Source organism: Jejubacter calystegiae, assembly GCF_005671395.1.
Taxonomy (GTDB): Bacteria; Pseudomonadota; Gammaproteobacteria; order Enterobacterales; family Enterobacteriaceae; genus Jejubacter; species Jejubacter calystegiae.
Genome location: NZ_CP040428.1, coordinates 1,840,932 through 1,854,247, shown reverse-complemented (window position 1 = coordinate 1,854,247; position 13,316 = coordinate 1,840,932). Strand labels below are relative to the sequence as shown.

Genomic DNA, 13,316 nt, shown 5'->3' with positions numbered 1-13,316 from the left:
CTTAGGGTAGTGAAGAGGTGACGGAAGGCTTATCGCTTTCCGGCGCGGTATGGCGGGCTGGCACCTCCTGCAGAGGGATATCCGGCCGCATAAAGAAGGTGAGCGCAATGCCCAGCATCAGCAGCGCCACCGAACCGTAGAACGGCAGACTCCAGTTGCCGGTTTGATCGATAATCACGCCAAACAGGATCGGCGAGATGATTCCCGCGACCGCAGATCCGGCATTCATCAGGCCGCTGGCGATCCCCACGTGTTTGGGGGTGATATCCATGGGAACGGCCCAGATGGGGCCAATGGTCAGTTCCAGGCAGAAGAAGGCCACGGCCAGGCAGGCGGTAATGACGGTGGCCGATGATGCAAAGATCACCGGTATCAGCAGCAGCAGCGCGCTAAAGAAGCTGAAAATGATCACATTGCGCCGGGCGGCCACCACATTGCCGGTGCGCCGGTAGATAGCATCGCTCAGCATACCGCCCACGGTGTTGCCCACCACGCCGGACAGGAAGACGCCGGAGGTAAACAGCGCCGACGCCTTAATATCCATACCGCGGCCGTTCATAAAGAAGGTCGGTAGCCAGGTGAAGAACAGCCAGCCGGTCCAGCCGTAGCAGAAGTAAACCCCCATGGTCGGCCCCATGCGCTTAAGCAGCGCCTTCCAGGGAGTGGGCGCCTTCACTTTCTCTTCCACCTGCGGGTCCGGCTGCGGATAGCGCGCCAGCTCCTCTTTACTCATATCAGGGAACTGGTGGGGAGAGTCGCGGAAGATGGTCACCCACATCAGCAGCCAGACGGCGGTCAGCACCCCGAGCGCGATAAACGAGAAGCGCCACGAATGAGCCAGCACCAGCAGCGCCACCAGCGACGGCGTAACGGCGTTACCGAACCGCGAAAACGAATGGGTCAGCCCCTGCACAAAGCCGCGCTTTTCGCGCTTAAACCAGAAGGTAATCGCCCGGGCCTGGGAAGGCAGCGCCGCCCCTTCGCCAATGCCCAGCAGCAGGCGGCTGAGAAACAGCGACATAAACCCACCGACCAGCCCGGTACAGATGGTGGCCACCACCCAGATACTGCCGCAGATAATAATGGTGCGTTTAGCGCCGAAGCGATCGCAAAACCAGCCGCCGATAATTTGAAACACCAGATAGGTATAGGCAAATGCCGAGAAGATAATCCCCAGTTCGGTATTATCCAGCCCGATCTCCTGCTTGATTAGCGCCGCCGACGCCGAAAGATTCACCCGATCCACATACATCAGAAACGAAAGCGCGCAGAACAGCGCCAGTACCTTAGTGCCCTGATTATTAATCCGATTCATGAAACGCAACCCCACCTTGTATTGAGCGAGAATCCGTCGCCTGCACACTTCCGGCGGAAACGCGTGAACCAACGATCAAATGTTTATTAAATGTTCATCTGAGCTATCACAAAATCAAATTTCACCATGTTTAAAAGAGAGATGGGTCACAATTAACCGGCAAACCCGCGGTGAAAAAAGTTGCGGAATCGGTTTTTGTGCAAATGTATGAATGGCGAAGTTTTGGCAGGAGTTCAAATGTTCATTACATGCCAGCCCCATCGCTCAGAAAAAGAAATGTCCGGGACTGACATGCATTAAATATACATGGGCTAATGGCTTAATGACTTTTGTGAAAACTGTTTGACTGGCCGACAGTATTGACGATGGTATCCAGACAGGCCTTTCCCGATGGCGCTTTATAGAGTGCACGAATGGCGTCAACCACATACTGATTAAGTTGCGGCTCCGTCATGGTATTAAACGGTAGTGAACAAATTTGCTCTTCGCTAAGTGCCGCATACTTGCTGGTCATAATCTCCAGAACGACCATGGCATTACGAGGAATAGCCAGTGCCACCGCAGAACTGAGCGACGCCGATAACTTACCACTAGTACCGGGAGCCAGCCGTGAGGCCACGTCAAGCCAGCGACTATCACCGTTGCCTACCTGTTCCATCACGTATTGCCATTCACTGCCCTGATTTTCATTCAGACGGGCAATTACTGACTGGACACCCATCCACTCAATCTCAATCAACAGCGTTTTTGCATCCGTTTTGGTCGCAGCGTTTGCGGAAAACACCAGCAGGAAACATAAAAGAAGAGATATTTTCATTAGCCTTACCTGAGAAATAAACTGAGGAAAATCATTTGCGAGGACTATTAATTCCACAATATTTCACTGGCATTAAGTCAATATTTCCAAATCTTTCTATTTTCAGATTATCTTTCAGCTGGCCATGCGAATGTCACGCTATAAAACAGAGAGTGCAAACAGCTATAAAAAAGATATTTCACTGAGATAAATCACTTACCGAGTAATCCGGAATCTGGTAGCTCATCACGACCCGGGAATAAGGCAAATAGTGAATACGGATAGCCTGACCCGGCTGTAGTTGAGCCAGTTCATCATCAATAAAGATAAAGCGCCCCACCGTAAACTGATACGGCCGATCGTTCGCGATGCCGGTTGCCAATAGCACCCGCTCATCCGGCCCACGGCGATGATGTTCGGTATTGAGCTGCTCCACCCGCAGCAAAATGGATTCCGGATGGCGAAGATGAGGGATATCGCGCAGGGTGTCGATCGACAGCAGCAAACCGGCAAACAAAAGACCGACGGCCGCCAGCAGCATACCCGCTTTACGCCAGCGCCCCATCCCTGGCACACGATACCCTCCCCAGAGCGCGGCGATCCCCATCACCATAAGCAGCCCCTCCTGAAGCAGCAGCCCGCACCAGCCCCAGTAGCCCGTAGCAGGACCCGGGATGGCTATCGCCAACATAGCGATAATCAGCACCGCCAGAGCACTAATCAGGGGTTTTCGGACAGGGGAATGCATGTAGAATCCTTATTGACGTTTTTTTAACCGGTTTTTTTTATCAATGGCAAACCCGAGCTACTGACCATTGTTCCACTCAGGGCAGACAGCCAAAAAATAAAACCCACGATTTCCCTCACGCTTTTTCTTGTCTTCCATGACATCGGCGGAGAATATCAACATCATACAGACCGCGACATAAAGAGAAAGCGCCAATGAACGACCGCCATGACTTACGGCCTGAGCCATCTCTGGAAGAGGTTATTCAATGTGTACGTGATAGTTCAGGGGACCGTAAAACGGCTATTGATGAACACACCAGGCTGGAAAAGGATCTGGGAATTACGGGTGACGATGGTTCAGAGCCGATCGAAGAAGCAGAGCTCCGGTTCGGAGTGTCGCTCTTTGATGAAGAGGGAAACGCGTTCGGGCTAAAAGAGAACGAGTATCTGTTTACCGCTGAAGGATTAGCATCTGCCGGTTTATCGACTGGCTACGCGGCATTCCCCGGCCGGTTATCACCGACCTGACCGTGGGGCAGCTGCATCAAGCGCTGGTGAGGGCATGTCGCAAACGTGATATGGAAGGCTAATCCCACCTGGCGTATCACGCCGCCCGCCAGGTCAGTTAAAAGGTCCCTTTCACTGTCGTTCATAGTTTTACTAATAACAGCTTACTTAAGACTGACCTGTTGCCATTCTGCGTACCGTCATCAGAAAATCACAGGCGGTGGTTTCCCACAGTTCAGGCGCAAAATCAAAACCATAGCGCTGCCTGAATTCCTGTTCCAGTCTATCACCGTAGGTGCTGATAAAATTATCTACCTCTTCGGCCAGTTCCTTGCGCATCCAGTCAGGCGCCGATTTCAAAAACAGCGCAATAACACCCTCGATGGTATCTTCGCCATCATTGATTATGTCGTAATCTTGGTTAAAGTAACCTTGGATGAGCTGTTCAAGATGATAAAAGCGTTGCATAAGACTCCTATGGGGTTGGGAATGCAGTAAGAATGTAATAGAGATACCGGAAGATCTCTAAAAGTGAATGGTTCATTTTGCAGGGATGCTTACAGCTGCTGCTCCCCAGAAATGAGCAACAATCAGATTTCTGTATATTTACCAACCAGCAAAATAGCCATACAATCACCATTGGAAATAATAACAACATGAGGATTGAAAATGGCTATTCCTGCGTATATGTGGCTCAAGGATGACGGCGGGGCTTTGATTAAAGGCGGCGTGGATGTACAGGATAGAGAATTCAGTATAGAGATTCGGGGCTTTCATCATAATCTGATGATCCCCACTGATAACGCTACCGGAAAGGTTACAGGAACCCGTATGCACTCCCCTATGTTGGTAGTCAAAGAGTTCGATTACTCCAGCCCGTATCTGTATAAGGCGGTAGCCACCGGGCAAAACCTGCAATCAGCCGAAATAAAATGGTACAAAATCAACCACGCGGGTCAGGAAGAAGAATATTTTAATATGCTGCTCGAAGGCGTTCGTATCGTCTCTATTTCTCCAGCGATGGCTTCACCCGATAACCCGAATGAAAACCATATGGAGACAGTTGAAATGCGTTATGAAAAAATAACGTGGAAGCACTGCGACGGAAATATAATTTACTCTGACTCATGGAATGACAGAACAACAGCATAAAGATAAGGGGAAAAAGCCCCTTAATCATATAACCATCGGCCAGCTTTAGCGGATTCGATTATCATTTCCAGCGTTAGCGTTTTAAACTTACGATCACGCCACTCTCTTTTTAATCTGAACTGCCACCAATAGAACTCTGGCATAAAGTAATTATCTAAATTAAAGTTGCTATGCTCGATGCCGTATCGTGTAAACAGGTCGAATAACATTTCTTCCAGATCTTCTTGGATAAAGTTGAAATGCTTTGCAAACGTCCATTCCTTTTGCGCTGGGTTATTTCGATCACCATACTTATCGGTGACATAATCTAAAAACTCTTGTTCATCAGGTAGCAGCATCAGAAATATGCCCACTCAATCCGATCTTTAGGTCGGGCTATCAGGTTGTATTTATTCCTTGTCTCTCTGGCGACCTGAGAAAATATAATGACTGCCTGAGCATACCCAATATAAGGAACAGCCCTGCCGACTATCGCCCCCAACTTATTTGTGGCTCGTGTCTGGCCTAATACGCTGGTCTCCATCTTCATTCCTCCCGGAAGGCGAGTATCCTTAAGGATTCTACGAGCTAACTTTGAGGCTATGCTTGTACGCTTTACCTTTGACCCCAGGACCACTCGTTTAGGTAAGATGGGCTGCCCCGCTAAAATCATTGCTGCTGTTTCTATTTCCCAACCGATGTGATTCGCGAAGCCTTCTAAAAAGATGAGCCAGAATAACTCTTGCTTCGTTACGTTAGTATGGCCGTGATAAAAATATGTTCCATTAAGCTCTTCTGTGGTGTCCATCCGTAACCCCCTCGCCTACTGGTGTAATTAAGGTTAACTTTACCAACATGGTCTGTATCCAGCCAGAAATAAATGGCTATTCATATTTTGAAAAATTGCTGAGAGACAGTGGCTACATCATAGCTTTCGAGTTGAGTCAGTACGTGTTTGACACCTGGCACTACACACCGCTATGAGCTGACACCCAATACTACTATCAACCGCAGCAACTTTTTCAAAGGACATAACAGAGCATTTCTTACAGGCAAAATAGACTGCCTTCATTTGAAGGCTGGTCTCGAATTTTACACCTAATAGACTGATATCAATGTTTTTTGTAAATAGGAATAAATAGTTATACCCGCACTTGTACCCACAAGTTAAGATCCGTATAAAAAATAGACATCGCGAGTGGGTATAAAGCCATATCAGTAGAACACCGATATGGCAGTCAAAGCAAGATTCAGGCAGGTAGGAAAGTTTTCTTCAGAGGTATCAATTCCTATCCACTCAGAACAAAGTCAGATGTAGCCGAGATAAGAACGTTAACATTAACCTTACTTTGCTATGCCAGTTCCCATGGCAAATCTCTGCGTCTATTTACTGGTTTCAGAGTACCCTCGTTTCTCAACTGTTGAGCGGCCCAACGAATGTCATATTGCCACGTATACAACATATCGCCCGAATCTCTAAGCTCAGCCTCGTAGCTGTCCCATACATACTTTGAGACTTCACGTGGCCAGGCACTACCACCCCGTTCCTGAAGACACTCGATGATCCATTTTTTCATGCTTTCCCTAGTTACCATCATATATCCTGATCTTCACTCGTTGATCGATACATCGCAATTCTAGCATTCACAGCTTCTGGTACAAGGTGGGCAGAACCTAAGCGCTTGTTGTCAGCTATGAGCGAGATGCAGACAGTAGTAGCGTTAAGCACTTTCAACGTCATTACGATTTTCAATCCAATATTGCCGATGATTTATCAGATGAGTTATTAACGGCCAGTTTTGCTTATCTTTAGGTAATCTGAGATATCGGCCATCTAACTCTGCATATTCTGTCCCGGCCAACTGTTCTGATATCCTTATTTTCAACTCGGTATCAATCCAGAGCAAACCACGGTCAAATAGAGTATGGATATCTGTTTTCAGTAACAGCCCATGCTGAGCACGGGTATGCCAAGCTCCTGCGTAGGGGGTGATATGTGCAGCTTCAAGCAACACCTGGATTGAACAGCCCGTTACTGCGCATTTACCCTCATAAGCTTCAATGAGCTTTCGTCTAAATACTGGTTGCCCTTCTCGTATAATGACCTCACGTAGTGCTTTGAGGCGAAAGTCACCTTCATTTTCAGGCAATTCATTGAATAATTCATCTCTCGCTTCAACTACCATCCGATCGCATGGCCTTGGGGCGGCAATCTGAATTGGCGTCCTACCATCATCTCCAATGTCCCATATGCCGTGCAGCTCCTGCACATACTGTTCATACCGTGTACTTCGTAGGTTTCCGCTACGAAACAACAAGTCGTATGGGCTACCCAGGTCAGTCTGGGCGCTTTTTCGACTACCAAGATATCGATACCGGGAGTTACTATTGACGGTTAATGCATCCAGTTGAATACGAATCTCGGTCTCTTTCAGGGGGGCGTTGCTGTTACGGATCCACTTAACAATATTTGTCGCAGAAGCAGAATTTAGTTGTGTCACGGCATACCATACGCGGAGATATTGCGGATAGTGCAGTTCTTCAGGAATTATACCAGGTACATCACCAACATATGTTGAGAAATTACGATGACGCATCCATTCTCCCCACTGGCGGGAATGAGTGCTAGTTCCTGGATTAGATGCTGGCGCAGCGCGTGCGGATAACGCCGCAGATGGCGGCGGATAAGGGCATAGCCTGAGGGATGTTTCATATCGGCCTCTGAATGAAAAAAGGCCATCCGGAGGGGATGGCCTGTTAGATATAAACGGGAGGGAATTCAGTAAGGTGATATATAACTGAGATTTTTTTTAGTTTTTCTGATTCAGCTCAGCCCAGGTTTTTTCTATCAAATATTCAATGACATCAGCCCTGTTACGGTTAAAACGCTTCTCCAGTTTGACCAGCGTATTTTTAGCACCTGGAGAAATACGAATATTAACCGGTGCCTTATCGGCAACTTTCTTACGATGTTTCATATTTGCGTAACGCTTACGCAATGTATTAAGGTATAGAGCTTTTGTGTCTTCTCGCCCATCCCATAAGTAGTAAAGTAATGGTATAGTCTGAGACAGAAGAGACTCACTAAGATCCCACTTGTTTATGTTATTTAATAAGTTCGGGTGACCATTAAACTGTTTCCAGACCCATTTGACATCTTCCGGCCCAGCATCTGTAAACCAGGCGAAATCTTTTCGGCGGAGGTCTCTTATATGCGAGTAATCGATTTTTATTTCGTCGAGTGTACGTTGCAACTTGTCAGGTGAAAAGCTGAGCAGGTCAAGAATATATAATCCAGCCATAAAACACTTCTTTGGATTATCTGGCGTTCGGATTGGAAGTTCATTAACGGTAATTTTTGAGTTATTTTTATCACATACTATTTTTTTGTCATGATAACTGTTGCCAGCAAGAGATAAGATCTCATCACCAAGCTGTTGATCTCTGAATTTTTTTAAAAGATAAAGCCAGAAAAAGACACTGGATTTTTCATCATGAGAGAACCAGGATGCAATTGTTTCATCTACACAGTACTTTCTATACATCCCCTGGTTTTCTAGAAAATTCCGAATGATCTCTGATTTATCATTTTCTGTTAATATTTGCTCAATAAGTCTGTTAATGGCTCCATTGAAACGGAGAAGTTCTCTCTCACTCCCTGATGCATACAAGCTGGCTAAATCAGTATAGCCGAGATACCACAAAATATAGACGCCCTCTCTGATAGACCTTACTTCAACATGCCTGTTCATCCTGCTTCCTCAGATAACAAATGTATGATTTACAACAGCAAGCATACAAGGAATTTACTATGAAAAAAGCGATTTAATACGCAATTTTTAATGTTTTTAATTTACTAATACATTGCCGATTTAGCATGTTTTTAAAGAAATTTTGTGCTTGCTTACATATGTCTTTCATAATTCTTTTTGAGTGATTCAATGCGGATATCACGCAATCTATAGTTAGAAATATTATTTATAAAACAATGAATTATACATTTACACTTGTTATTTCCATATGCATTAATCATGAATTTATTGTATGTAATGGTAAGTTCTGCGTCACATAACACCTGTACGGCAGCTTTGGGGAATGCGCGGTAATGTTAATCAGGTGACCTGAATCAACAGGTTGCCGATATGACCTGACTGACGGAACGATGTACGACAGTATCGGGGCTGGTGGGTTACGTCTGGGAGCTGGAATGCGGGGAAGATCATCGTTACCACATCCATGCAGTGTTTTATCTCAATGGTCATACAGGAAGGTCTGATGCTTCTGAGAGTCCATACAGCCCCTGTGGAATGGCATCGCGGACGGAGAAGAGTATGAGAGCCTAAAGGACACGACCGTGTAAGAAGCGAACAACTAGTGAACTTTTCCGACAACAGAGGGCGGGAGGGCATGCAATGAATTCTGAGCTTTGTGGATAAGCCATCGCAGCGGACAGAACGCCGGATTTACAGCGTCAGCTCAGTTCCGGCACCGGCGGTGAGTGGCAGACCGCACTCATGTTTTCCCAGCCGTTAATCCAGTTTTACCTGACGGTTCTGAGAATAGGTATAACGAAATTTATCACCGTAGATGGATTCCGTATCCAGCACAAAGTCCAGCTGGTGTGGATCTTGTGAAGCCCACTTCAGTCGTAGTCGGTCTTCAGCACAGTTTTTATCTAACCCTCTTGCCTCAACCAGAAATATTTCTTCTCCAACCTTGAAGGAATCATTCGGACGCGGGCCACCAATCACAAAACATTCAGCGTGAAGGCCCAGTGCCTGAATGGCCCCCACGAAGATATTGTTATCAATGGCATCCACGGGTTTGCCATTGACCGTAACGGTTAGCCCGTTAACAAAGGCCGTTCCCATACCGTTATTGATGATGTAAATTCCCCACTGATTTTTGCGACCATCGTTAGAGAAATAGGCATTTATCCTTGGCTCTACAGAAATATGGTTGTGCCTGATTTCTTCTCTGCCCTGCCAGATAGCGAATGCAAGCGAGATAATGGCAATGATGATGCCCGCAGATGCGAGGATCGAGTCCCGGTATGTTGTGAAAAAATGGCGCATAAACGGTGTTTCCTTACGATAAATCAGAGACTTTGGTGCCGTGTTGTTGGTCAGGCATACGCTGTAATTAAGGTAAATAATACTGTTTCTAAAGAAGAGATATTTTCAATTAATCTTCCTTCCCACACTCTCTCATCACATTACCCCAATGCTGATAACTGATGCTATCAAGCAATGGCCTTCCATCAGATCGACACCGATATCGCTACTGAACCTCGTGATATATACATCTGTCAAATCTGAAGTCTGCGTCCATTCCCATGACAAATATTCTCAGGGAAACGACATATGGCTTACCACAACATTACCGATACCAATCTTAACTACGTCCAGCACCGCACGCTACAACGTTACCAGCGTCATCATCTCTCCGAATTATTTGCACGCTATTCCAAATTGCTCATGTTACGGGTTGATTTCTACTACCGGGTAGACAGCAATGCCTGGTGCCACGCTGATAAATATTCCACGACGGCGGATATGATTCTGTTACTACAGCGGTGTAACACGATGACAGGGATTGTCGGGTTTACCTGGGTACTTGAATATACCGAACAGCATGGCTATCACATCCATGCTGCGTTTTATCTCAACGGTCAGAAGCATCGGAAGATATGGCCGACCTTTAAAACCCTGCAAACCCTCTGGAGTGAGATAACAAGAGAGGAAGGCTGTGCTTACCGCTGTACGCCTCAGAAGTATTACAAAGTGCAGGGCGAGCGGGTGACGTCACATAGTGATATGAAAGGCCGTAAGGGCATGCTGTACATTCTGAGCTACCTGAGCAAGCAGGACCAGAAGGGCGAGAAAGTGGTTTGCCAGCTGAGTGACATTCCCGCTCCTGCGGTAGGTGGCAGACGTCGCAGGTGTGTCATCAGCGAATAAAAAATTACTCCATTCCCTCATCGTTTGAAGAAGTCTGCACCATTCACATGCCTGACTTCTTCTCCCTTACCACCAACGGAGAAAAACGATGACCACAGATTACAGCGTTCTTAAAGACCAACTGGTAACGATGGCGTTTATCACCCAGCTCACCGGTTTAACGGACAAATGGTTCTACAAGCTCATTAAAGACGGTGAATTCCCAAAGCCAATTAAGCTGGGCAGAAACTCCCGCTGGCTTGAAAGCGAAGTGGAAGCCTGGCTACAGCAACGCATAGCACAATCTCGTCCGTAATCTATCGAACGCAACCAAATTCTCCATCTGATTTAACGCCACCTGTCATATGACCTCCGCTGCTGCCCTCCCCGGGACGGCTTAGCCCTGCGCGTCGTATGGCAAAGGACCAATACTATGACGATTTATGCCAAATCATTTATCGCGCTTGACGGTAATCAGCGCCTCACGGACGCGGTCACTGCACAGCTTAGCACTTACGACCGCTACACCTGCCACCTCTGCGGCAGCGCTCTGGTATTCCCCCCTGAATGGGGTACTAACCGCCCGTGGTTCGAGCATATCCGGGAAAACCTGACCGAGAACGGACGCCACCATTGTCCGTATGTACGCCCTGAGCCTAAGGAAGCCTGGCGGGGGCGCATGCTGCGTCGCTATGTGCCGGATGTCTTACCGCTGGTGCGCAAGGCCGACTGGCACTGTTCGGAGTGTGACAGCGATTATCACGGCGAGCGCTATTGTCTGACCTGCCGTACCGGTGACCACAGTACCGAACGTTGCGCAGAATGAGCCTGCGTTATCTACCACTTGCTATCAGGATCCCATGACAGGATTTACACCATGCAATTTCGAACCATTCGTACCGCCCTTGACCACGAGGGCGAAGTGACTTACATCCGGGACCTGACTCCGCGTTCAAGGGGGCTCTGGTTCTGCCGTTCCTGCAACAATCCCCTGCGTCTGCACTGGACGCATGACAGCGGCGGTTATTTCGAACATGACCTGGAAGACGCTGACGAACGCTGGTTAAGGCATTGTGCGTACCGGATCATTGCCCGGGATAAACCGGTATCCGCTTTTGACCAGGCCGTGAATGCACTGATGGAACGTGATGATGTGTCAATAACAGCACCTTCAGACAGAGATTACTTCTGCATACTCTGCCAGCGTGAATATTATGGTATCCGCTGCTGCCCGGCGTGCGGGCAGCATATCTACAGCACGGAAATGAAAGACCTGGATACCCTGACGATACCAGTTAAATTTGCGAAATAAGGGGGGTGTTCTCGCCGTAGGTTATGCAGAGAGAAAGCCTGACATACGGGCATTTCTACAACAGGCGATGGCGCATTATCCACGACTGGCAGAACTCAGCTTTACAGTACTGTAATCGCACAGTGTCGCATAACTACACCTTTTATCGATCGGCACCAACGATCAATATCGAAAAACTGATCTATCAAAACGATTATCTTTCATGCGCCCTGCCTGGTTATCCTTGTCTTAACTTACTCGCAGAAAAGTCTTTGATTACGGTTAGTTATCTAGCCAAGGCTTGTTACGCCCATTTTCCATGTACCCCAAAATACGAGGTCGCAAAGACGCGGAACGATGAAGAGATGCGCACGTTGCAACAAAAAAAGAAGTGTCCTTGAGCGATGGCTCTCACTCGATAAAGAATTCTGCGACGAGTGCTTATTTGATATCGCCCAAGAAATCAGGGAAAGGCGGATTATCCCAATCAGACACCTCAAAGATAGCAACGAAGAGAAGTCGTAACTCGATATGAAGAATAAAATCGATGTCAGCGTCATCATCCCTGCTTACAACGCCGCAACGACTATTGGTTGTCTGATCAATAAAATCCTCAGTGAAACCCGCGTGGCTATTGAGCTTATCGTTGTGGATGACGGTTCTACCGATGGTACCGCGAACGTTATACACCAAATCAAAGATGAGCGGCTCGCTCTTATTGAGCAGGCCAATCAGGGGGTCTACGCCGCCCGTAATGCTGCGCTAGCCTTGCATCACGGGGAGTGGATTGTTTTCCTCGATGCTGACGATGATATTACCGACGGGTTTATTGAAAAACGATGGCAAGCAGCTATTGAGTCGCAAGCCGACGTCGTGATCTTTAATGGCTGGCATTCCGGTGCTGACCAACATCGAAGAGCGGTTCACAGAAAGCAACCCTATGGGGTGACTCTGTCAGGTCATGAGTGGATCAGACACTGTGTTACACACCGCGAATGGCCGCATTACCTGTGGCTGCAAACGGTCAGATCATCCTATATCAAACAGCATTCACTACACTTCCAGCCCGGCAGAAGCCATAAAGACATTCTCTGGACGGTTCATCTTGCGGCGAGCAATGGTCGATTCTGCACATTGGATATTAAGGGCTATATCTATATCAACAATAAGGCCTCTATCACGCATCGGCCGGATTACTACGATGTTCGTGCTATAAGCTATGTTGAAGTGATCGCGGAAATCATCCAGGTAGCGGAAGAAGTACAAAACAAAAAAATAAAGGTATTTTTGTACCTGCATGCGCTGGTAGAGGCACGTCATTTTTTGGGGTTGTATCGCAATCGCGTCCGGGATAAATCGAGTGTGAAGTATAGCTTTGAGGCAAACATCACACTCGGCAGTTTATTCCGAGGCCTCAACAGTTTTAGCGATGTTTTTTTCTTTATCAAATTGGTAAGCAAGCTGTTCTAAAATTACTATCAAGCATAAGCTTCCACTCGTAATTCCCTGCTTCAGGGTTGTTACTTTACCTATCAAACCACCGGCATGGTCTCAACGCTTCCAACTTGGTAAACTCTTACCCAATTTCTCACGCGACAGGCAGCATTT

Annotated in this window: 16 protein-coding genes; 7 read left to right on the top strand and 9 right to left on the bottom strand. The window is 47.3% G+C overall.

Translation table 11 applies throughout. From position 1 onward, the window contains the following. Position 1: 1 nt before the first annotated feature. The 3 genes from FEM41_RS08590 to FEM41_RS08580 all read right to left on the bottom strand — a co-directional run bounded on the left by FEM41_RS08590 (position 2) and on the right by FEM41_RS08580 (position 2,859). Positions 2 to 1,315, bottom strand: a complete 1,314-nt coding sequence (locus tag FEM41_RS08590) for an MFS transporter (RefSeq protein ID WP_138095582.1) — start codon at positions 1,313 to 1,315, stop codon at positions 2 to 4. 319 nt (positions 1,316 to 1,634) lie between these two features. Then, a complete protein-coding gene (locus FEM41_RS08585) occupies positions 1,635 to 2,132 on the bottom strand; it encodes a hypothetical protein (protein WP_138095581.1) in 498 nt (165 codons plus the stop codon). 178 nt (positions 2,133 to 2,310) lie between these two features. Then, a complete protein-coding gene (locus FEM41_RS08580) occupies positions 2,311 to 2,859 on the bottom strand; it encodes a hypothetical protein (RefSeq protein WP_138095580.1) in 549 nt (182 codons plus the stop codon). 194 nt (positions 2,860 to 3,053) lie between these two features. Between FEM41_RS08580 and FEM41_RS08575 the strand changes: the two genes are divergently transcribed. Beyond that, positions 3,054 to 3,368, top strand: a complete 315-nt coding sequence (locus tag FEM41_RS08575; RefSeq protein WP_241666581.1) for a hypothetical protein — start codon at positions 3,054 to 3,056, stop codon at positions 3,366 to 3,368. Positions 3,369 to 3,515: 147 nt separating this feature from the next. On the opposite strand, the gene FEM41_RS08570 is transcribed toward FEM41_RS08575, so the two are convergent. After that, positions 3,516 to 3,815, bottom strand: a complete 300-nt coding sequence (locus tag FEM41_RS08570) for a contact-dependent growth inhibition system immunity protein (protein ID WP_138095579.1) — start codon at positions 3,813 to 3,815, stop codon at positions 3,516 to 3,518. Positions 3,816 to 4,016: 201 nt separating this feature from the next. Between FEM41_RS08570 and FEM41_RS08565 the strand changes: the two genes are divergently transcribed. Beyond that, entirely contained in the window at positions 4,017 to 4,499 is a 483-nt protein-coding gene (locus tag FEM41_RS08565) for an Hcp family type VI secretion system effector (RefSeq protein WP_138095578.1), read from the top strand. A gap of 20 nt (positions 4,500 to 4,519) precedes the next feature. On the opposite strand, the gene FEM41_RS08560 is transcribed toward FEM41_RS08565, so the two are convergent. The 5 genes from FEM41_RS08560 to FEM41_RS08530 all read right to left on the bottom strand — a co-directional run bounded on the left by FEM41_RS08560 (position 4,520) and on the right by FEM41_RS08530 (position 9,553). After that, the gene (locus FEM41_RS08560; RefSeq protein ID WP_196240479.1) at positions 4,520 to 4,837 is read right to left on the bottom strand and encodes a DUF1493 family protein; all 318 of its coding nucleotides are present in this window, start codon (positions 4,835 to 4,837) and stop codon (positions 4,520 to 4,522) included. Further along, on the bottom strand, positions 4,837 to 5,286 hold the full coding sequence (locus FEM41_RS08555) for an STM2901 family protein (protein ID WP_138095577.1): 450 nt from the start codon (positions 5,284 to 5,286) through the stop codon (positions 4,837 to 4,839). Before FEM41_RS08555 ends, FEM41_RS08560 begins: the two co-directional genes overlap by 1 nt. 913 nt (positions 5,287 to 6,199) lie before the next feature. Next, positions 6,200 to 7,075 (bottom strand): HNH endonuclease, encoded by an 876-nt coding sequence (locus FEM41_RS08545; protein ID WP_138099139.1) that lies wholly within the window; start codon positions 7,073 to 7,075, stop codon positions 6,200 to 6,202. A gap of 213 nt (positions 7,076 to 7,288) precedes the next feature. Beyond that, complete coding sequence (locus FEM41_RS08535; protein ID WP_138095576.1) at positions 7,289 to 8,230, bottom strand: hypothetical protein; 942 nt, start codon at positions 8,228 to 8,230, stop codon at positions 7,289 to 7,291. A gap of 777 nt (positions 8,231 to 9,007) precedes the next feature. Continuing rightward, complete coding sequence (locus FEM41_RS08530) at positions 9,008 to 9,553, bottom strand: hypothetical protein (protein WP_138095575.1); 546 nt, start codon at positions 9,551 to 9,553, stop codon at positions 9,008 to 9,010. Positions 9,554 to 9,841: 288 nt separating this feature from the next. On the opposite strand from FEM41_RS08530, the gene FEM41_RS08525 reads away from it, so the two are divergent. The 5 genes from FEM41_RS08525 to FEM41_RS08505 all read left to right on the top strand — a co-directional run bounded on the left by FEM41_RS08525 (position 9,842) and on the right by FEM41_RS08505 (position 13,178). Then, positions 9,842 to 10,438: an inovirus-type Gp2 protein gene (locus FEM41_RS08525; RefSeq protein ID WP_138095574.1), complete on the top strand. Its 597-nt coding sequence runs from the start codon at positions 9,842 to 9,844 to the stop codon at positions 10,436 to 10,438. An 88-nt stretch (positions 10,439 to 10,526) separates the two neighbouring features. Next, on the top strand, positions 10,527 to 10,733 hold the full coding sequence (locus tag FEM41_RS08520; RefSeq protein WP_138095573.1) for a helix-turn-helix transcriptional regulator: 207 nt from the start codon (positions 10,527 to 10,529) through the stop codon (positions 10,731 to 10,733). A gap of 117 nt (positions 10,734 to 10,850) precedes the next feature. After that, positions 10,851 to 11,243 (top strand): putative zinc ribbon protein, encoded by a 393-nt coding sequence (locus FEM41_RS08515; protein ID WP_138095572.1) that lies wholly within the window; start codon positions 10,851 to 10,853, stop codon positions 11,241 to 11,243. Positions 11,244 to 11,294: 51 nt separating this feature from the next. Then, entirely contained in the window at positions 11,295 to 11,729 is a 435-nt protein-coding gene (locus tag FEM41_RS08510; protein WP_138095571.1) for a putative zinc ribbon protein, read from the top strand. A gap of 510 nt (positions 11,730 to 12,239) precedes the next feature. Next, on the top strand, positions 12,240 to 13,178 hold the full coding sequence (locus tag FEM41_RS08505) for a glycosyltransferase (protein ID WP_138095570.1): 939 nt from the start codon (positions 12,240 to 12,242) through the stop codon (positions 13,176 to 13,178). The last annotated feature ends 138 nt before the right edge of the window (positions 13,179 to 13,316 follow it).

Coding starts and splice junctions, on each gene's coding strand:
- FEM41_RS08590 (WP_138095582.1), bottom strand. CDS start 1,315: ATGAATCGGATTAATAATCAGGGCACTAAGGTACTGGCGCTGTTCTGC.
- FEM41_RS08585 (WP_138095581.1), bottom strand. CDS start 2,132: ATGAAAATATCTCTTCTTTTATGTTTCCTGCTGGTGTTTTCCGCAAAC.
- FEM41_RS08580 (WP_138095580.1), bottom strand. CDS start 2,859: ATGCATTCCCCTGTCCGAAAACCCCTGATTAGTGCTCTGGCGGTGCTG.
- FEM41_RS08575 (WP_241666581.1), top strand. CDS start 3,054: ATGAACGACCGCCATGACTTACGGCCTGAGCCATCTCTGGAAGAGGTT.
- FEM41_RS08570 (WP_138095579.1), bottom strand. CDS start 3,815: ATGCAACGCTTTTATCATCTTGAACAGCTCATCCAAGGTTACTTTAAC.
- FEM41_RS08565 (WP_138095578.1), top strand. CDS start 4,017: ATGGCTATTCCTGCGTATATGTGGCTCAAGGATGACGGCGGGGCTTTG.
- FEM41_RS08560 (WP_196240479.1), bottom strand. CDS start 4,837: ATGCTGCTACCTGATGAACAAGAGTTTTTAGATTATGTCACCGATAAG.
- FEM41_RS08555 (WP_138095577.1), bottom strand. CDS start 5,286: ATGGACACCACAGAAGAGCTTAATGGAACATATTTTTATCACGGCCAT.
- FEM41_RS08545 (WP_138099139.1), bottom strand. CDS start 7,075: ATGCGTCATCGTAATTTCTCAACATATGTTGGTGATGTACCTGGTATA.
- FEM41_RS08535 (WP_138095576.1), bottom strand. CDS start 8,230: ATGAACAGGCATGTTGAAGTAAGGTCTATCAGAGAGGGCGTCTATATT.
- FEM41_RS08530 (WP_138095575.1), bottom strand. CDS start 9,553: ATGCGCCATTTTTTCACAACATACCGGGACTCGATCCTCGCATCTGCG.
- FEM41_RS08525 (WP_138095574.1), top strand. CDS start 9,842: ATGGCTTACCACAACATTACCGATACCAATCTTAACTACGTCCAGCAC.
- FEM41_RS08520 (WP_138095573.1), top strand. CDS start 10,527: ATGACCACAGATTACAGCGTTCTTAAAGACCAACTGGTAACGATGGCG.
- FEM41_RS08515 (WP_138095572.1), top strand. CDS start 10,851: ATGACGATTTATGCCAAATCATTTATCGCGCTTGACGGTAATCAGCGC.
- FEM41_RS08510 (WP_138095571.1), top strand. CDS start 11,295: ATGCAATTTCGAACCATTCGTACCGCCCTTGACCACGAGGGCGAAGTG.
- FEM41_RS08505 (WP_138095570.1), top strand. CDS start 12,240: ATGAAGAATAAAATCGATGTCAGCGTCATCATCCCTGCTTACAACGCC.